This window comes from Amycolatopsis acidiphila (genome assembly GCF_021391495.1).
Taxonomy (GTDB): Bacteria; Actinomycetota; Actinomycetes; order Mycobacteriales; family Pseudonocardiaceae; genus Amycolatopsis_E; species Amycolatopsis_E acidiphila.
This window is the reverse complement of the sequence record NZ_CP090063.1, coordinates 4602539-4620660: the sequence shown is the minus strand read 5'-3', so window position 1 is coordinate 4620660 and position 18122 is coordinate 4602539. Positions and strand designations below refer to the sequence as shown.

Below are 18122 nucleotides of genomic sequence, written 5' to 3'. Positions count from 1 at the left end.
GTCATGAACACGTGGAGATACGGGAGATGCGGGCGTTCGTCGCGGTCGTGGAGGAGGGCGGGCTCTCCGCCGCGGCCCGGCGGCTGCACGTGAGCCAGCCCGCGCTGTCCCAGACGATGACCACGCTGGAACGCCGGCTGGGTGTGCAGTTGCTCGTGCGCAGCAGTACCGGGGTCGAAGCCACCGACGCCGGGATGACCCTGCTCGCCGGGGCGCGGGCCGTGCTCGCCCGGCACGACGAGGCGATCGCGGCGGTCACCCGGCGCGGCGCGGCGGGCGGGAGCGTGCTGCGCATCGGGATCCCGCTCGAGCTGCCCGGGGACCTGCTGTCCGGGCCGCTGGCCGAGGTCACCGCCGCCGACCCGGAGACGCGGGTGCAGGCGCGGCACCTGTCCAGCGCGGCGCAGCTGGCCGCCCTGACGGCGGGGGAGCTGGACCTCGCGCTGGTCCGGGAGCACCCGGTCGGCCCCGACTTCGACGCGATGCTGGTCGTCGAGGAGAGGCTGGGCGTGTTGCTCACCGCGACACTCACGGCGAAGCTGGCGGGGCCTGGTGGCATCCCGCTGGCCGCGCTCGCCGGGCTGAGCTGGGTCGGCTTCCCGCGCTCGGGCAGTCCCGCCTGGTACGACGAGCTGACCGCGATCCTGCGCAGCCACGGGCTGGAGCTGGGGCCGGACGCGCCGCAGGGGCAGGAGCTGATCCCCGAGGTCAAGCTCGCCGCGGTCGCCACCGGGGGCGCCTTCGCGCTCGCGCCGCCGGACTGGGCGCAGCCCCTGCCGGGTTCGGTGGTGTGGTCTGCACTGGCCGGTCAGCCGCTGGTGCGCCGGACGTGGGCGGTCTGGTCGGCCCACTCCCACCGGCGCGACCTCGGCCGCCTCGTCGCGGCCCTCGACCGGCCGGGCCCAGTGTCCACTGTGGACTGAAAGGCTCGCCGCGGCCGATATCCCGGCGAGCGGGACGGGCCTGGCGCGTCTCCGCCCCGATCGGTTAAGTTGGAAAACACAACTTACCGACCCTGTGAGGGCAGATGACCGCGTCCCGGCCCGGTGCCGTGCTCCTGGTGGTGTCCGCGGCGGCGTTCCTGGCGACGCTGGACCTGTTCATCGTCAACATCGCGCTGCCGGACATCCGCGCGAGCTTCCCCGGCAGCGACCTGGCCACGGCTTCCTGGGTGCTCAACGGGTACACGGTCGTCTTCGCGGCGCTGCTGGCGCTGGCCGGGCGCTTCGCCGACCGCTACGGGCGGCGGCTGGTCTTCCTCGTCGGGGTGGTCGTGTTCACCGCGGGCTCCGCGGCGTGCGCGGCCGCGACCTCGGTGCCGATGCTGGTCGCGTTCCGGGTGCTGCAGGCCGCGGGCGCCGCCCTGGTGACGCCCACCTCGCTGGCCCTGCTGATGACCGCGGTCCCGGCGGCGCGCCGCGCGGTCGCCGTGAGCGCGTGGGCCGCGGTCGGTGGCGCCGCGGGAGCACTCGGACCGCCGCTCGGCGGGCTGCTGGTGCAGGTGTCGTGGCGGTGGGTGTTCCTGGTCAACGTCCCGGTCGGCGTGCTCGCGCTGCTGTTCGGCCTGCGGGTGCTGAGTGAGACGAAGGAGAGCGGCTCCGGGGTGCCGGACCTGCTGGGCGCGACGGGGCTGGTGGCCGGCGTCGGCGCCCTGGCTTGGGCGCTGGTCGAGGGGCCAGACCACGGCTGGACGAGTGCCGGCGTGCTGGGCGGGTTCGCGCTCGCGCTGCTGAGCCTGGTCTGGGTGGCGGCGCGCTCGGCGCGGCATCCGGTGCCGGTGCTGGACCTGGCCTCGCTGCGGGTGCCGGCGATGTGGCGGGCGTGCCTCGCGATGCTGCTGTTCACCGCCGGGTTCGGCAGCATGCTGGTGGGCAACGTGCTGTTCCTGACCGGGCAGTGGCACGAGCCGGTCGTCGCCGCGGGGTTGTCGCTGTCGCCGGGGCCGGCGATGGTCGTCCTGGTCTCGCTCACGGTCGGCGGCAGGCTGACGCACCGCTTCGGCCCTGGCCCGATCGCCGCCGCGGGCGGGCTGCTGTTCGCGCTCGGGGCGGCGATCTGGCTGTGCCGGGCCGGGCCGGTGCCCGACTACCCGGGCACGTTGCTGCCGGGGCAGCTGTGCACCGGCGCCGGGGTGGGCCTGGTGATGCCGAGCCTCTCCGGCGTGGTGGGAGCGGCGCTGCCGGCCGCGCGGTGGGGCGCGGGCTCGTCGATGATCAACACCGCCCGTCAGGTGGGCGCGGTGCTGGGCACGGCGATCCTGGTCGTCCTTTATGGACCCGTGCCGACGATGGAGTCGTTCCGGCGCGGCTGGGTCTTCCTCGTGGTAGCGGCGCTCGCCTCCGCGTGCGTCTCGCTCGCCATCGTCAGGCGGCGCAGCTCCGTCCCCGTGCCCTGACGGTCGTCAGCTCTTGTGGGCACGGGCGGCGGCGAAGCAGTACACGCCGAAGGCGGCGAGCCCGAGTGCGACGATCACGAGCAGGACGACGCCGAAGGGCTGGGCCGCCAGGGTCAGCAACGCTTTGTCGAGCCCACCGGCTTCGCGTGCGTCGGAGCGAAGCGCAGCGTACCCGAGCAGCACGGCGATGATCGCGTACACGACGCCTTTCGCGGCGTAGCCGGCCGTCCCGAGCCACTTGACCCAGCTGCGGGTGCCGGCCGGCAGGTCGCCGGTGTCGAGGTCGTCGAGGAAGCTCTGCTTGAACCCCTTCACCAGCGCGGCGATCGCGGCCCCGAGCACGACGGCGGCCGCCACGGCCACCAGGAACGGTCCCGCGGGCAGCGCGAGCAGGCGCGCGGTGAACTCCTGTTGCGTCTGGTCACCCGAGCCGCCCGCCGAACCGCTGCCGGTCGCGAGCCGTATCGCGGTGTAGGCGAGGCCGAGCACCACGACGCCCCGCACGCCGGAGCCGATCCGCTTGCGGACGCGCTTGCCCTTCTTGGCCACCCAGGAGTAGCCGGTGGCGGCCATCACGAACTGCCACAGGCCGAACGCGAACAGCCCGACCGCGAGGACCCACAGCAGCGCCTGGCCGACCGACGTCGAGCCGATCTCCTGCAGCGCGCCCTTCTGGTCGGGCTGCCCGCCGGCCCCGAAGGCGACGCGGACCGCGAGGTAGGCGACAACGAGGTGGACCACACCCCAGCACGCCATGCCCAGCCGCCCGGCCACCTGCGCCGTCCGGCTCCCCTCCAGCCGCGACGCGCCGCGGGACGCTTTGCGCGACGCCTGCTCTGGCTTGGTGCCGTTCGCCATCGGACCGCCTCCTCGAGTCACCCTGAGTTTCGCCCGGGCGAGCGAGACGTGCCGGGTTACTGCTCCGTTCGGCCCAGTGATCCGGTTTTCCGGTCAGCGAAGGCGATTCGAGCAGTCGCCCTCCGCAGCGGGGCGGCCGTGACCGGCATCGGCAGCCGGACGCCGACGCTGTGCCCGGAACTTCACGATCCGGGTCAGAGCGGGTCGGTCAGCTGGCCGAGCCGGTCGGTCAGCCGCAGGTTCTCCGAGTAGTCGACGGGCACCACGACGATGGACACGCCGTCGTCGGCCAGTGCCTCGCGCAGTGTCGGCAGCAGGTCAGCGGCGCGTTCGACCCGGTAGCCCTTCGCGCCGAAGCTCGCGGCGTAGGCGGTGATCTCCGGGTTGCCGAAGGAGACGTTGGAGGTTTTTCCGGTCTCTAGGCGCATCTTCCACTCGATCAGCCCGTAGCCGTTGTCCTCCCACACCAGGACGGTGAGCGGGATGCGCTCGCGGACGGCGGTCTCGATCTCCTGGGAGTGCATGAGGAACGCACCGTCGCCGGTGACGGCGAGGACCTTCCGCCCGGGTGCGGCCAGGTGTACCCCGATCGCACCGGGCAGCGCGAACCCCATGGTGGACAGGCCGTTGGAGATCAGGCAGGTGTTCGCCTCGTACGTCGGGTACAGCCGCGCCATCCACATCTTCACCGCGCCGGTGTCCACCAGGGCGATGTCGGCGCGCCCGAGGGCTTCCCGGGTGTCGGCGACGATCCGTTGCGGGGACAGCGGCCAGCGGTCGTCGGCCGCGCCCCGGGCCAGCTCGTCCGCCAGCAGCGCGCGCACCCGCTGCGGCACGGGTGTGGGCTCGGTCGGCGGCGGGACCGCCGCGCGCAGTTCGTCGAGCGACGCGGAGATGTCGCCTTCGATGCCGACGGCGATGGGGTAGTGGGCGTCGACCTCGGCGGGGAAGCGGTGGATGTGGATGATGGCCTTGTCCGCCCGCGGGTTGATCTTGACCGGGTCGAACTCCTGCAGCTCGTAGCCGACGGCGATGACCACGTCCGCCTCGTCGAAGCCGAAGTTGGCGTAGTCGTGGCGCATGAAGCCGATCGTGCCCAGCGAGCAGGGGTGGTCGTCGGGCAGCACGCCCTTGCCGTGGAAGGTGGTCGCCACCGGGATGCCGGTGTGCTCGGCGAACTTGGCCAGCGCGGGGCCGGCGCCGGCCCGGGCCGCGCCGTGGCCGGCGAGCAGGACCGGCCGCACCGCCGAGCGCAGGATCGTCGCGGCCCGCTCGACCTGTGCGGCCGAGGGCGCTTCGGGGCGCACGACGTTGAGGGGCATCGGCTTGGCCTCCGGCGGGACGGGTGCGTCCTCCACGTCCTCGGGCACCGCGAGGTACACCGCACCCGGCCGTTCCGTCTGCGCCGTCTTGAACGCCCGCCGCACCATCTCGGGGATCGCCGCGGCCAAGGGCACTGTCGCGGCGAACTGCGTGATGGGCGCGAACATCCGCACCAGGTCGACGAACTGGTGGGACTCCTTGTACTCCCGGTGCCGCCCGACCTGTGCGGACAGGGCGACCAGCGGGGTGGAGTTCGTCGTCGCGTCGGCGACGCCGAGCTGGAGGTTGATCGCGCCAGGGCCCAGCGTCGCGGACACCACCCCGGCCTTGCCGGTGACCCTGCCGTACATCTCCGCCATGAACGACGCGGCCTGTTCGTGCCGGGTCAGCACGTACCGGATCGGCGAGGCGTCGAGGGCGTTGGTGAGGTGGATGTTCTCCTCGCCGGGGATGCCGAAGACGAACTCGACGCCCTCGGTGCGCAGGCAGGCCACGATCAGCTCGGCCGCACTCCGCCCGGGATCCCCTTCGCCGCCCATCCGCCGCTCCCTCCGCTGTCCGTGCGCGCCACCGCCCAGCCTAGTCCCCCGGTCCGGCACGGGCCCGCATCGTCCACTGTGGAGCGCGGTGGTGGATTCGGCACCGCATCACCAGGTGACCGGCAGCTCGAGCCGGGCCGGCGGCTGGCCGAGGCACTGGTGCACGCCGAACCCGAACGCCACCCGCCGGTGCGCGTCGCGGGGCAGGTCGAGGCGGTCGGGCTCGGGGAAGACCGCCGCGTCCGGGTTCGCGAGTCGTTGGCCAGGATCAGGCCTTCGCCCGCGCGGATCGTCTGCCCGGCGATCTCGATGTCCGCGCGGCGGCTCGGCTCGGCGACCGCCCTGACGAGCGCGTCGCCCAGCTTGGGCGGCGCGCCCCCGTCGCGTTCCTCGCCGAACGCGCCGACCGGCACGTGCTGTTCCGGACGGCGGCGGGCCTCGGCGCGATCGGGCTGGTGCTGACGCTGGTGCCGCTTCCGGTTGGTGCTGGGCATCGGCGCGGGCGTCGCGCTGCTGTTCGCGGGCGCGGCCCCGCGGGCGGCTCCACCGAACCACGGGTGACCGCCGCCCCGGCCGGCTGAGCGTCAGCTCGTCAGGACCTGCGGCGAGAGGGTCTTGAGCATCGCGTTGGACCAGGCCAGGTGACGCAGGGTCCGCGGGTGGCAGGCGGTGGCCAGGTCGAGCAGCTCCCCGTCCTTGACGGCCTGCGCGCCCTGCGCCAGCAGCTCCCAGTCCAGTGGGACACCGGCGATCCGCCGGTGCAGCCGCCGGAGGTCGGCCAGCAACAGCAGTCCGGGCTCGTCGCGCCCGCGCGTGAGGTCGCTGAGCGTGGTGCGCAGCGGCCCGAGCAGGCCCGAGGTCTGCGGGGCTTCGGACCGCAGGTGCACGTCGTAGCCGCGGGCGGCGTCGGCGAGCCGGGCGGCGTGGCACTGCGACCAGCCGGCGAGGTCGCGCGCCACGTGGTGGATCTCGTGTTCGGCGTGGTGCCGGTCGGAGAGCCGGAGCAGCTCGCGCGTCAGGGCGGTCTCGGCGCGGTGCAGTTCGCGCAGGGCGAGTCCGATCTTCATCGGGGCAGCGCCTCCTCGACGGCGGTCGGCGCGCTCGCCTCCGGTGGCGGCTCCGCGGTGCCCGCCCTGGCGATCGCGGCGGCGCCGCTCTTGAACAGGGGTTGCTTGGAGACCGGGTCCCAGCCGGTGATCGTCAGCTCGTTCGCGGCCCGCCCGCCCTTGTCCCCGGCCGGGTCCCCGGGTGTCCCAGTAGCCGTAGTGGAAGGGCAGGAACAGCACGCCGTCGCGGATGCCGCCCACCCGGACGCGGGCGTGGACCGAGCCGCGGGGGGTACTGATCTCGGCGAGGTCCCCTTCGGCGAGGCCGTGGCGTTCGGCGTCGCGCGCGGACATCTCGACCCAGACCTCCGGCGCCGCCTCCTGCAGCTGCGGGGTGCGGCCGGTCTTGGTGCGGGTGTGGAAGTGGTAGAGGGTGCGGCCGGTGATCAGGGCGAACGGGTGTTCCCCGCCGGGTGGCTCGTGCGGTGGCAGGTGTTCGGCGGCCTTGAGCATGGCCTTGCCGTCCGGGTTCATCGCCCGGTACCGCTGCGGTTCGGTCGGCGCCCCGGTGACCAGGTCGCGGCCGTAGTCCTCGCAGTAGTCCGGCTGTGCGAAGAACCGCCCGGCGGTGTAGAGCCGTTCGGTGCCGTCGGGGTGTTCGGCGTCGCAAGGCCACTGCACGCCGCTGGTTTCGCGCAGCTTGGCGTAGCTCAGTCCCGTGTAGTCGCACGGGCGCCCGGCGGACGCGCGTTTCCAGGCCTCGAAGGCGGATTCCGCGTCGTGCCACGGCGGGAAGGCGTTGCCGTCGCGGTCGCGGAAGTCCATCCGCCGCGCGTAGTCGAGGAAGATGTCCAGGTCAGCCTTCGCCTGACCGGTGGCTCCACGGCTTTCTCGGACAGGTGCACGGTGCGGTCGGCGTTGGTGAAGGTGCCGGTCTTCTCGCCCCAGATCGCGGCGGGCAGCACCACATCGGCGAACTCCGCGGTCTCGGTGCGGAAGCCGTCCTGGACCACGACGAAAAGCCGCTCCTGCGCGAGGATCGAGCGCACCCGGTGCAGCTCCGGCAGCGAAACCGCGGGGTTGGTGGCGGAGATCCACCAGAACCGCAGCGTCCCGTTCTCGGCGTACCGCAGCATCTGCATCAGGTGCGTGGGCGGGGAGTGGTGCGGGATCTGCAGCGGGTCGACATTCCACAACCGGGCCAGCTCGGCGACGTGGCTGTCGTTGGCCCAGTTGCGGAAACCGGTGAGATCGCCGTCGGCACCGCATTCGCGGGTGTTCTCCGCCGTGGGCTGGCCGTTCATCTGCAGCACGCCGCAGCCCGGCCGGCCGAGCATGCCGCGCAGCAGGACGAGGTTGTTCACCTGCACGGACGCCGCGGTGGCCTGGTGGGACTGGTAGAAACCCGGCAGGACCGTGCACAGCAGCCGTTCCGCCGAACCCAGAAGCCTCGCCGCGGCACGGATTTCCTCCGCTTCGAGCCCGCAGACCGGCGCGACCCGCTCGGGCGGGTAGTCCGCCACCATCGCGGCCAGCGTGTCGTAGCCGACCGTGCAGCGGCGCACGTAGTCGTGGTCGACCCGGTCCTGGGCGATGATCTCGTGCAGGATGCCGTTCATCAGCGCGACGTTGGTGCCCGGCAGCGGTGCGAGATGCAGCGTCGCGGCGCGCGCCACCCGGGGTCTCGCGCGGATCGACGCACAGCAGCGTCGGCGGCCGCGGTCCGGCGAGCCGGTCGAGCATCCGGTCCCACAGCACGGCCTGTGTTTCGGCGACGTTGTGCCCGAACAGGGCGATCACGTCCGCGTGGTCCACATCGGAGTAGGAGGCGGGCTGCCCGTCGCAGCCGAAGGACTCCTTCAGCGCCGCGCCGCGGTCGCGGTGCACAACCGGGTGTTGCCGTCGAGATGGTTGGTGCCGATCGCCCCGCGCGCGATGGCGCCGAGCGTGTAGTACTCCTCGGCGAAAAGCTGTCCGCTGGTGTAGAAGCCCAGTGCGCTCGGCCCCTGCTCGGCGAGAAGTTCCTTGCTGCGGGGCACGATCCGGCCCATCGCCTCGTCCCAGGTGGACTCCACCAGCCTGCCGTTGTCGCGGACCAGCGGGGTGCCCAGGCGGTCGGCGGAGTGGTTGGCCTGCCAGCCGAACAGGTCCTTGGGATCGAGCCGCCCGCGGTTCACCCGGTCGTCCGTGCGGCCGCGGACGCCGACGATGCGCCCGTCCTTGACGGCCAGGTCCAGCCCGTCGCCGTTCGAATGCAGCACGGCGGCCGTGCGCACCCAGCGGTCCACTTCCCCCGGATCCACGCCCTCGGCGAGCCTGCTGTCGACCCGCGCCGGCCAGTCCTCGCCCGGGCCGTAGGGGGTGCGCGATCCCCATGGTTGCGTGATCCCGTCCCGTCGTGCCACCGGGCCACCTCCTGCGCCCGGGCTACCCGCAGGTCGGCGCGCGAAACCGGGGCAGGACCGGGGTGTCTCTTTTTGCGACCCGCGCCCGCGCCGCCCGCCCCTAGCGTTCTGGGGAAAACGTGGAGGTGGCGATGAAGGCGCTCGTGTACCACGGCCCTGGTGAGAAGGCCTGGGAGGACGTTCCCGACGCGCGTGTGCAGGAGGCCACGGACGTCGTGGTCAAGGTCGACACGACGACGATCTGCGGCACCGACCTGCACATCCTGCAGGGCGACGTCGCGGCGGTGACCGACGGGCGGATCCTCGGGCACGAGGCGGTCGGCACGGTGACCGCGACCGGTGAGGCGGTGAAGGGCTTCGCGGTGGGGGACCGGGTCCTCGTGCCGGCGGTGACCAAGTGCGGGCGGTGCGCGTACTGCCAGCGGAACATGCCCTCGCACTGCCAGACCGTCGGCGGGATCGGCTGGATCTTCGGGCACCTCATCGACGGCACGCAGGCGGAGTACGTGCGGGTCCCCTACGCCGACACGTCGCTCTACAAGGTGCCGGAGGACGTGACGAACGAGCAGGCGATCTTCCTGGCCGACTCGCTGCCCACCGGGTACGAGGTGGGGGTGCTGGCGGGGCAGGTGCGCCCGGGCGACACCGTCGCGGTCGTCGGGTCCGGGGCGGTCGGTCTCGCGGCGATCCTGACCACCGGGCTGTGGGGCGCTTCGCGGGTGATCGCTTTGGACTCCAACAAGTTCCGGCTCGAGAAGGCCCGCGAGTTCGGCGCGACCGACACGGTGGAGGCCGGGCCCGGCGCGGTCGGCGAGGTGCTCGCGCTGACCGACGGGCTCGGCGTGGACGTCGCGATCGAGGCCGTCGGCTACCCCGAGACCCTGCTGACCGCGGCGGCCGTCGTCCGCCCGGGCGGGCACGTCGCGAACATCGGCGTGCACGGGGCGCCGGTGGCGCTGCCGATGCAGGACCTGTGGATCCACAACGTGACGCTCACGATGGGGCTGGTGGACACGGTGTCCATCCCGACGCTGCTGAAGATGGTCGCGAGCGGCCGCATCCCGGCCGAGAAGATGGGGACGCACAGGTTCACCTTCGCCGGGATCGACGAGGCCTACGAGGTCTTTCACAACGCGGCGGACCACCAGGCGCTGAAGGTGGTCATCACGCCGGGCTGAGGCCCGGCGGCCGGGCCCGGCCGCCGGCCGGCGCCGGACGGGCCCGGTCGCGGCCGGGCCGGGTCGTGGGTGGGCCGGGCGGCCGGGCGGGTGGCGTGCGGGCGGGTGGCGTGCGGGCGGGTGGTGTGCGGGCGTTGTGCGGGGCGAGCGGTGGCCGTGCGGGCGGCGTGCCCGGGCGGACGGTGGCAGCCGGGCGGGCGGGCGCTTGAGCGGGTGGTGTGCCCGCGGCGGCGGGGTCGGCCGTGCGGGGCGGGCGGCGGCCGTGCGGGCGATGGCCGCCGGGTGTGCCCGCGGCCGGGTGGGGCGAGCGGTGGCCGCCGCGAGCCCGGCTGGCCGGGTGGGGTGGTCGTGGAGGCGGCGCAGGGGGCTGCCCCCACGGCTGCCACCTGGTCACCCGGCCCGCCGCCACGCAGCCCTGCCCCTGACCCCCCGACCGACCCGACCGACCGACCGCCACCCGAGGCCCCGAAAAGCACCACCCCTCCCTGCCCTCGAATCCCCTACTTGCTCGCCACCCGGCGGTAGCGCGCCGTCGTCAAGGGGGCGAACACCGCGATGATCACCACGCAGCACAGCACCGAGTAGAGCGCCGCGTGCTGCGCGGGCCAGCCGGTGAGTGGGGCGCCGAACCGGTTGCCGAACAGGTCCCGCGTCGCGTTGATGACCGCGGTGAACGGGTTCCACTCGGCGAGCACCCGCAGGACCCCGGGCAGCTTGTCCAGCGGGACGAACGCCGAGGAGATGAAGCTCAGCGGGAACATCCAGATCAGCCCCGCGCTCTGCGCCACCTCGACGCTGCGCGCCGCCAGCCCGATGAGCGCGCCGACCCACGACAGGGCCCACGCGAACATCAGCATCACCAGGTACCCGAGCACCGCGTCGAGCACGCTGCCGCGGATGCGCCAGCCGACGAGCAGCCCGCACAGCGACATCACGATCAGCGCGACGACACTCACCACGAGATCCGACGTCGTGCGGCCGAGAATCACCGCGAGCCGCGACATCGGCAGCGAGCGGAACCTGTCGATGATGCCCTTCTGCAGGTCGTTGGCGAAGCCCAGCACGGTGAACGCCGAGTTGAACGCGACCGTCTGCGCGAAGATCCCCGCGATGAGGAACTCGCGGTACGCCGCGCCACCGGCGTCCCCGCCGATCGCGTTGCCGAAGACGTACGCGAACAGCAGCACGAACATGATCGGCTGCAGCGTCGCGGCCATGAGCCAGTCCGGGTTGCGCCGCACGTTCATCAGGTTGCGCCAGGTGATGACGCCCCCGTCGGAAAGCCCTTTGGTGATCGCGTTCACCGTGCCTCCTCGCTCGCCCCGTGCCCGGTCAGCGACAGGAACACGTCGTCGAGGGTGGGCCGGTGCAGGCCCACGTCCTGCACCGTGATCTGTTCCGCGTCCAGCCTGCGCAACGCTTCGATGAGTGCCTTCGGGCCGGTGTCGACGAGGATCTCGGCGTGACGCGTGTGCTCGTCCCCGCTCGGCTCGCCCGACCCGACCTCGCGGAGCACCTGCAGCGTGACCGGCAGATCCGCGGCCGAGGCGACCACCAGCTCCAGCCGTTCGCCACCGCTCTGCGCCTTGAGCTCATCGGCCGTGCCGCGCGCGATCACCTTCCCCTTGTCGATCACCACGATGATGTCCGCGAGCTGGTCGGCCTCCTCCAGGTACTGCGTGGTGAGCAGCACCGTCGTGCCGTCCGCGACGAGCTCCTTGATGACCTGCCAGGTGTCGAGGCGCCCGCCGGGGTCGAGACCGGTCGTGGGCTCGTCGAGGATGATCACGGCAGGCTCGCCGACGAGCGCGCCGGCCAGGTCGAGGCGCCGGCGCATCCCGCCGGAATAGCCCTTCGCCGGCCGGTCCGCGGCCTCCTCCAGCTGGAACCGCGCGAGCAGCTCCCGTGCCCGCGAACGGGCGGCGGCCTTGCGGCGGCCGTAGAGCCTGCCGACCATGTACAGGTTCTCGAACCCCGTGAGGCTCTCGTCGACCGCCGCGTACTGGCCCGACAGGCCGATCTCGCGGCGGACGGCGTCCGGGTCGGCGAGCACGTCGTGCCCGGCGACCCAGGCGGCGCCCGAGTCCGGGCGCAGCAGTGTGGTCAGGATGCGCACGGTGGTGGTCTTCCCGGCGCCGTTCGGGCCGAGCAGGCCGAGGACCTGCCCGGCCGGGACGTCCAGGTCCACCCCGTCGAGCGCGCGCGTCTGCCCGTATCTCTTGACCAGCGCGCGTGCCCGGACGGCGATGCCCGGCTCCGGCTGCGTCATGGTGGTTTCCCCCTTGCTTCGGTGGTGAGGACAACATAGGACCAGGCACCGACAAAAACGTCAGGGTTTTTCCCCGACTTGCGTCTCGCCCGCGGGGCGCGCCCGGATCACGACCCGGAGTAGTTCTCGTAACGCGGACCTTTATCGACTCGTCTTTTCCCAGGGGGCACAACGTCGTGAAAGGACGTGCCCATGAGAACAACCCGGATCTTGCTGACAGTCGCCGCCGCGCTCGCGGTGGCCCTGGTGCCGGCGACCGCGGCGGCCGGTGGCGCACAGCAGACGACGGTCGCCAGTGGACTGAACGAGCCCAGAGGGCTCGCTTTCTCGCCTGACGGCGCGCTTTACGTGGCCGAGTCGGGCAGCGGCGGCACCGCACCCTGCATCCGAGGCCCCGAAGGCGACACGGTTTGCTTCGGTACCAGCGGATCGGTGACGAAGATCGACCGCGGGCACCAGACCCGCGTGCTGACCGGGTTGCCGTCGCTGGCCGCCCCGGGTGGCGCGCAGGCGATCGGGCCCTCGGACATTTCCTTCCAGGGCAAGGGAAACATGTACGTCACGCTCGGCCTCGGCGGTGACCCCGGCGCCATCCGCCCCGGCCTGCCCGCGACCGGGCAGAAGATGGGCTGGTTGCTGCGTGACGGCAGACCGGCCACCGACGTCGCCGGCTACGAGGCGAAGGCCGACCCGGACAAGATCGAGATCAACAGCAACCCGAACTCGGTGCTCGCGCTGCCGGGCGGCCAGGCGGTCGCGGATGCGGGCGGAAACTCACTGCTCTGGGTTTCCGACGAGGGAAAGATCTCCACGCTGGCGGTCTTCCCGCTGCGCATGGTCGACGCCCCGCCGATGCCCGGCACGGCGCCGGGCATGAAAGTCCCGATGCAGGCGGTTCCGACCTCGGTCGTGCGTGGCCCCGACGGCGCGTTCTACGTCGGCGAGCTGACGGGCTTCCCGTTCCCGAAGGGCGCGGCGCGGGTGTACCGCGTGGTGCCGGGACACGCGCCCCAGGTGTACGCACAGGGATTCACGAACATCATCGACATCGGTTTCCACGACGGGAAGCTGTATGTCCTCGAGATCGCGCAGAACGGTCTGCTGACGGCGGACCAGGACCCGTCCGGTGCCCTCATCCGGGTGGGCGAGCACGGTTCGCGGCAGATCGTGTCGCAGAACCTGATCCTGCCGGGCGGCCTGACCTTCCGTGGCGGTGACGCGTACGTGTCGAACTGCGGCGCCTGCCCCGCAGGTCTCGGCAGCGTCGTGCGCATCCGGTCGTAGCGGCTCTCGAGGTGTTGTCCGGCCGGGTCAGCCTTGCCAGCTGATCCGGTCGAACAATGCCCGCAGCTTCTCGCCGCGGCGCGGGTGGGAGGCCGCGATCCAGCCGATGCGGCCCAGCAGGTACGCGCGGAAGTCCGGGTGGCACAGGCGGTTCTGCGGCTGCGGCCCGGTGCGGACGCGGTTGTGCAGCAGGGCCTTGAGCGCGTCGTAGTCGGGCCGGGCGGCGGCGGGGGAGCTGTTGACCACGAGCCCCGCGATCCGCTGCCGCTGGTGCGTGCCGGTCACGGACGTCTTCGATTCGCGCAGCCGGAAGCCCTCGTCCCGCACGATCAGCCGCACCCCGGGAAGCAACCGGTGCAACGGCAACGTCGCGTCGCCGGAGAACGCGAGGTCGTCGGCGTAGCGGGTGTAGCGCACGCCGAGCGTCCGGGCGAGGCCTGCCAGCCGGCGGTCGAGATGATGGGTGACGGCGTTCGCCACGGCCGGTGCCGACGGCGAGCCCTGCGGCAGATGGGTCGAGGCGAGGTTGTTCAGCAGCCGCGTGCGGGCCGGGTCGCGCCGTCCGTCCGGGGCGGCGGCCAGCACGTCCACCGGCGCCGCGGTGGTGAGGATGCCGGCGAGCGCGGCCGCCACCGCGGCGGGATATCCGGCGAGTTCGAGCAGGGACCGGACCCGCCGCGCGGACACCGCGGGAAAGAATCCTTCGAGATCCATCCGGACCACGAGTGCGCGGCCCGCGTGCGGCGCCGCGCACGTGATGGCCGAGCGGCCCCGGCGGAACCCGTGCGCGGCTTCGTGGACCGGCAGCGCGCCGACGACGTGCCGGCACACCCGCCGCTGCAGTTCGGCGAGCCGCGGCTTGGGCTGTTCCAGCAGGCGGATCCCGGCACCCGCGGTCGCCAGCCAGCGGTAGCGGTAGTGCCGCAGCGCGGTGCCCGCGCGGCGGTTCCAGGACCGGGCGTCGGCGAACCAGGCGAGCTCGCCCGGGGTGAGGTCGAGCGCGGCGGCACAGTCGTCGAACGTGGTCCAGCGCGGGACGGGCGAGCGCCAGACCGGCCTCGGCCCGAGGGGCGACACGGAGGTGACCTTTTCTCCGTTCATCCGCGCGGTTCTGTACGCGAAGCGTGCCGCGTTCGCGTGGGGCGCCATACCTGCGTGTCCTGAAGCTCCCCGGGGTTGCCCCGGAGGGGGTGGTGATCCACCTGCTCACCTCCGCGTCGCCGACGCCACCTTACGGAACTTCCGAGCATCCCGCGGCGGTTCGGGTGAAGCCGGCAGGGCGGTCCCGGCAACCACCCGATCGGACCAGAAAGCTCACCCTTAGCTCCTGTAACGGGCGACTTTCGCCCGTTGTATCACGTTCCGTTACCACTTTCGGCATCTCGGCAGGGTGGAAACCGCTCCTTCGAGGAAAACGGAACCGGAGTTTTCTACCCGAGATGCACGTGCACCCAGCACGTGCATTTACCCGTGCAGTCGCCGGTGGTAGCTTGCTGGCTGCAAGATGCACGTGCACTTCAGTCACTCCGGGAACCAGCGCACCACCGCGGACCTCGCGGGCACGAAGGACGGCGAATTCGACGATGTGCTCCACGGACGAAACCGGTTCGGTCGAAACCCGGCTGATGGACCTCATCGGGCGCGGGTACCGCTTCATCCATCCTCGTGACTCCGACGGCGCCATCGTCGCTGTGGTGGGGGTCCGCCCGCACGGCACCGTCATCGACATTCTGCGCCTCGACGCCGAGAACGACGCGACCGCCCTGCGCGTGCCGGCCGACGAGCAGGACCTCCTCGCGCCCAGCAAGACCCTCTGGCACTGTCGCGGCGCCGCCGGCGACGTGCTCGACGAGCTGCTCGCGCTGCCCGACGACATCCTGACCGGTTCGCCCGCGGCCTGACGCTCCGGCGGGGCGGGCTTCCGCTCGCCAGGGTGATGGCTCAGGATGTCGCGGGTGCACAGCGTGGCCGCTTTCAGCGATGGCTCCGGCGACGATCCGCTCCGGCGGGAGCCCGGCGAACCGGACCTGCGTGCCGCGCTGGCCGCGGCGCAGCACGGCGACGAGGACGCGTTCCGGAGCCTCTACCGCAGCCTGCAGCCCGGCCTCCTGCGGTACCTGCGGGTGCTGGTGGGCGACGACGCCGAGGACGTCGCGTCCGAGGCGTGGCTGCAGATCGCGAAGGGGATCCGGGCGTTCCGGGGCGATGCCGACGGGTTCCGCGGCTGGACCGCGACGATCGCCCGCAACCGGGCCATGGACCACCTGCGCCGCAGGCGCCGGGCACCCGTCGCGGAGGGCGCCACCGAGGAGCTGGCCCGGCTTCGGGCGCCCGACGACACCGCGGGTTCCGCCGTCGACGCGCTCACCACCGGCGCCGCGCTCGCGCTGATCGCCCGACTGCCCCGCGACCAGGCCGAGGCCGTGCTGCTGAGGGTGGTCGTGGGGCTCGACGCCGCAGGCGCCGCCCGGGTGCTCGGCAAACGACCCGGCGCGGTGCGCATGGCGGCCCACCGCGGTCTGCGCAAGCTCGCCGAGCAGCTCGAACAGGGCCACTGACCTGCGCCGATGCCGGATCGGGAAAAAACCTGCCGCCGGAAGTGACACTTTCGCGGCCCGCGACGCTGAAGGATTTGAGATGAGCGCGCACCCACCCCGTCACGTCGACCGGCACGCCGCCGAGCAGTTGCTCCGCGGCGGGCCGAAGCCTGTGGGGGTGCCGGACGCACTGGGCGAACTGCTGTCGGTGGCGGCCGCTCCCGCTGCCGAACGGGAGCTGGCAGGCGAGGCGGCCGCCGTCGCGGCGTTCCGGGCCACCCGGCTGGCACCGGTCGCGCAGGCCCGGCGAGGCTCGCTCAGAACCGTGGTGGCACAGGTGCTGACGGTGAAGATCGCGGCCGTCGCCGTCGGCGCCGTGGCGGTGGGCGGGGTCGCGCTCGCCGCCGTGACGGGCGTTCCGCCCTTGCGCCCGGGTAACGAGGCGCCCGCGCCGCCTCCCACCAGTCAGGCGTCCGTCGGCACGCCGGGCGCCACAGCCACCACGGCCGCCCCGGCCGGGCAGGGGACGGTCGGGGCGGCCGGCGTGGGCAGCAGCACCAGCGCGGCCCCGCTCACCCCTGCGGATCCCTCCCCTGCGGGCAAGGAGGGCAAGCCCGCCAAGCCCGAGCACCCGGACAAGCCCTCGACCGGCAAGCACTCCGACAAGAACCATCCGGCGCATCCCGGTGGCCCGCCCGGCCACTGACAGCGCCCCCCAGCGGCGGCGGCTCCCCGGCCCTTCTTCCAGTGGGAGCCGCCGCTACCGGACGAGCGGCGGGCACCGCCCCCCATGCCCGCCGCTCGTCCACCTTCCCCGCGGGGAACTCAGTCGCCGCGCACCGAGCGGCGGATCTGCTCGAGCTTCTCGCGGGCCGCGCGGTCGCGCTCCGCGATCTGCTCGTCGATCGAGGTCGGCTCGCCCGCGAGTTCGGTCGCACCGTCGGCGGTGGCGGCCCGGCGCTCGATGCGGTCGCGAACGAAGTCCAAGGTCGGCACCCCGGCTTCGGTGTAGTCGGCCGGGATCGGCTGCACCAGCTCTCCCTCGATCACCGCGGGTTCCCTGGACTGCGTCGGGTCGTCGCTCATCCGCGTTCCTTCCCTGGCCTGTGCGGCCCAGTGTGCCACCACCGGTCCGGGTAAGGGCCGCAGTCGTGAAGGCCGCCGCGGGCACCGAGGAAAACGCCGCCCGGCTTCCGGTCAGCGGCGCCGCAGCCACGCCAGCAGGCCGCCGGTCAGCGCGCTCGTGCCCAGCGCGGCGAGCAGGCCGTGGTGCTGCGACGCCCACACCTGCGGGCTGCGCGGGTGGGCCCGCTCGTCGAACCGGCCGTGGGCGCCGAAGTCGCGGGCGCGGTCGGCCGGATGCCAGAGGTTCTCCGGCTGCCCGGGGTCGCGCTGTTGCCCCGTCTGCTGCGACCTGAAGCCGGGCGGGCGAGGTAGCGGTCCAGCAGCCCCGGCGCGATCTTGTCGCCGAGCAGGGTGCCCACGGTGCTCGCGCCGACCCAGTACTCACGCCGCTGCGGGTGGTCCGCGGCGTGGACGATCGCCTTCGCCGCGACCTCGGGCTGGTAGATCGGCGGCACCGGCTGGGCGCGGTGCGGCAGGCGCGAGGTGACCCAGTCGAACTGGGGGGTGTCCACCGCCGGCAGCTGCACCATCGTCACGTGCACGTTTGCCTTGTCGTGCAACAGTTCTGCGCGCAGCGCCTCGTGCATGCCCTGGATCGCGTGCTTCGCGCCGCTGTGGGCGGTCTGCAGCGGGATGCCGCGGTAGGCCATGGCGGAGCCGATCTGCACGATCGTCCCGCGCCCGCGCGGCAGCATCCGGTCCAGCGCCGCCCGGGTGCCGTGCACGAAGCCGAGGTAGGTCACCTCGGTGACGCGTTTGAACTCCTCCGGCGCGATGTCGGTGAAGCGCGCGAAGACCGACGTGAAGGCGTCGTTGACCCAGACCTCGATCGGGGTCGCGGCGGCGTCGACCGCCGCGAAGTCCGCGGTGTCGACGGGAACCGGCAGCGCCCGCCCGCCGGCCTCCTCGATCTCCGTGGCCACGGACTCGAGCCCCTCCGCCCCGGGCCAGCACCGCGACCCGGTCCCCGCGCGCACCGAACCTCCGTGCCGTCGCCCGGCCGATGCCCCCGGTCGCGCCCGTCACCACGACCACCCGTTCGCCCACGCCGGTCCTCCCTTCGTGTTCGAGGGGTGGGCGTACCCGGTCCTCGTCCGGCTAATCCCGGCTGCTCAGGCGTACGGAGTCACCTGGACGGGTAACCCCGGCCTGTCGCGAGGGAA

General features: G+C 72.9%; 15 protein-coding genes and 2 pseudogenes. 7 read left to right on the top strand and 10 right to left on the bottom strand.

Translation table 11 applies throughout. The features are described from left to right. The first annotated feature begins 11 nt into the window (after window positions 1-11). Window positions 12-923 (top strand): LysR family transcriptional regulator, encoded by a 912-nt coding sequence (locus LWP59_RS22535; RefSeq protein WP_229857205.1) that lies wholly within the window; start codon window positions 12-14, stop codon window positions 921-923. A 104-nt stretch (window positions 924-1027) separates the two neighbouring features. Continuing rightward, a complete protein-coding gene (locus tag LWP59_RS22530; protein ID WP_144642636.1) occupies window positions 1028-2395 on the top strand; it encodes an MFS transporter in 1368 nt (455 codons plus the stop codon). 6 nt (window positions 2396-2401) lie between these two features. Here the strand turns inward: LWP59_RS22530 and LWP59_RS22525 are convergent, their stop codons facing one another. The 5 genes and pseudogenes from LWP59_RS22525 to LWP59_RS22505 form a co-directional block, all read right to left on the bottom strand. Beyond that, complete coding sequence (locus LWP59_RS22525) at window positions 2402-3253, bottom strand: DUF1206 domain-containing protein (protein WP_229857206.1); 852 nt, start codon at window positions 3251-3253, stop codon at window positions 2402-2404. 194 nt (window positions 3254-3447) lie between these two features. Then, window positions 3448-5115, bottom strand: a complete 1668-nt coding sequence (locus LWP59_RS22520) for an acetolactate synthase large subunit (RefSeq protein WP_144642635.1) — start codon at window positions 5113-5115, stop codon at window positions 3448-3450. Window positions 5116-5226: 111 nt separating this feature from the next. Then, a pseudogene (locus tag LWP59_RS22515) lies at window positions 5227-5429 on the bottom strand (cytochrome P450); the annotation flags it as partial. A gap of 270 nt (window positions 5430-5699) precedes the next feature. Next, window positions 5700-6182 (bottom strand): hypothetical protein, encoded by a 483-nt coding sequence (locus LWP59_RS22510; RefSeq protein WP_144642634.1) that lies wholly within the window; start codon window positions 6180-6182, stop codon window positions 5700-5702. Beyond that, window positions 6179-8548 (bottom strand): annotated as a pseudogene (locus LWP59_RS22505) (molybdopterin oxidoreductase family protein). Before LWP59_RS22505 ends, LWP59_RS22510 begins: the two are co-directional and overlap by 4 nt. A 149-nt stretch (window positions 8549-8697) precedes the next feature. Between LWP59_RS22505 and LWP59_RS22500 the strand changes: the two are divergent. Further along, on the top strand, window positions 8698-9744 hold the full coding sequence (locus LWP59_RS22500; RefSeq protein ID WP_144642632.1) for an alcohol dehydrogenase catalytic domain-containing protein: 1047 nt from the start codon (window positions 8698-8700) through the stop codon (window positions 9742-9744). Between the two features lie 500 nt (window positions 9745-10244). Here LWP59_RS22500 and LWP59_RS22495 read toward each other — a convergent pair whose 3' ends face one another. Together LWP59_RS22495 and LWP59_RS22490 are read right to left on the bottom strand one after the other, a co-directional pair. Further along, the gene (locus LWP59_RS22495) at window positions 10245-11048 is read right to left on the bottom strand and encodes an ABC transporter permease (protein WP_144642115.1); all 804 of its coding nucleotides are present in this window, start codon (window positions 11046-11048) and stop codon (window positions 10245-10247) included. After that, window positions 11045-12013 (bottom strand): ATP-binding cassette domain-containing protein, encoded by a 969-nt coding sequence (locus tag LWP59_RS22490; RefSeq protein ID WP_144642116.1) that lies wholly within the window; start codon window positions 12011-12013, stop codon window positions 11045-11047. Before LWP59_RS22490 ends, LWP59_RS22495 begins: the two co-directional genes overlap by 4 nt. Before the next feature lie 192 nt (window positions 12014-12205). Here LWP59_RS22490 and LWP59_RS22485 point away from each other — a divergent pair, with 192 nt between their 5' ends. Next, the gene (locus LWP59_RS22485) at window positions 12206-13297 is read left to right on the top strand and encodes a ScyD/ScyE family protein (protein WP_144642117.1); all 1092 of its coding nucleotides are present in this window, start codon (window positions 12206-12208) and stop codon (window positions 13295-13297) included. 27 nt (window positions 13298-13324) lie between these two features. Here LWP59_RS22485 and LWP59_RS22480 read toward each other — a convergent pair whose 3' ends face one another. Next, window positions 13325-14398, bottom strand: coding sequence for a reverse transcriptase family protein (locus LWP59_RS22480; RefSeq protein ID WP_144642118.1), 1074 nt, complete (start codon window positions 14396-14398; stop codon window positions 13325-13327). Between the two features lie 482 nt (window positions 14399-14880). Here LWP59_RS22480 and LWP59_RS22475 point away from each other — a divergent pair, with 482 nt between their 5' ends. The 3 genes from LWP59_RS22475 to LWP59_RS22465 all read left to right on the top strand — a co-directional run bounded on the left by LWP59_RS22475 (window position 14881) and on the right by LWP59_RS22465 (window position 16540). After that, entirely contained in the window at window positions 14881-15198 is a 318-nt protein-coding gene (locus tag LWP59_RS22475) for a hypothetical protein (protein ID WP_144642119.1), read from the top strand. 45 nt (window positions 15199-15243) lie between these two features. Continuing rightward, window positions 15244-15855, top strand: coding sequence for an RNA polymerase sigma factor (locus LWP59_RS22470; RefSeq protein ID WP_144642120.1), 612 nt, complete (start codon window positions 15244-15246; stop codon window positions 15853-15855). A gap of 79 nt (window positions 15856-15934) precedes the next feature. Beyond that, window positions 15935-16540 carry a hypothetical protein gene (locus tag LWP59_RS22465; protein ID WP_144642121.1) on the top strand — a complete coding sequence of 202 codons (606 nt, stop codon included), beginning with the start codon at window positions 15935-15937 and terminating at the stop codon, window positions 16538-16540. Between the two features lie 119 nt (window positions 16541-16659). Here LWP59_RS22465 and LWP59_RS22460 read toward each other — a convergent pair whose 3' ends face one another. Beyond that, entirely contained in the window at window positions 16660-16920 is a 261-nt protein-coding gene (locus tag LWP59_RS22460) for a hypothetical protein (protein ID WP_229857207.1), read from the bottom strand. A gap of 146 nt (window positions 16921-17066) precedes the next feature. Further along, window positions 17067-17936 carry an SDR family oxidoreductase gene (locus tag LWP59_RS22455; protein WP_308431675.1) on the bottom strand — a complete coding sequence of 290 codons (870 nt, stop codon included), beginning with the start codon at window positions 17934-17936 and terminating at the stop codon, window positions 17067-17069. Window positions 17937-18122 lie beyond the last annotated feature (186 nt).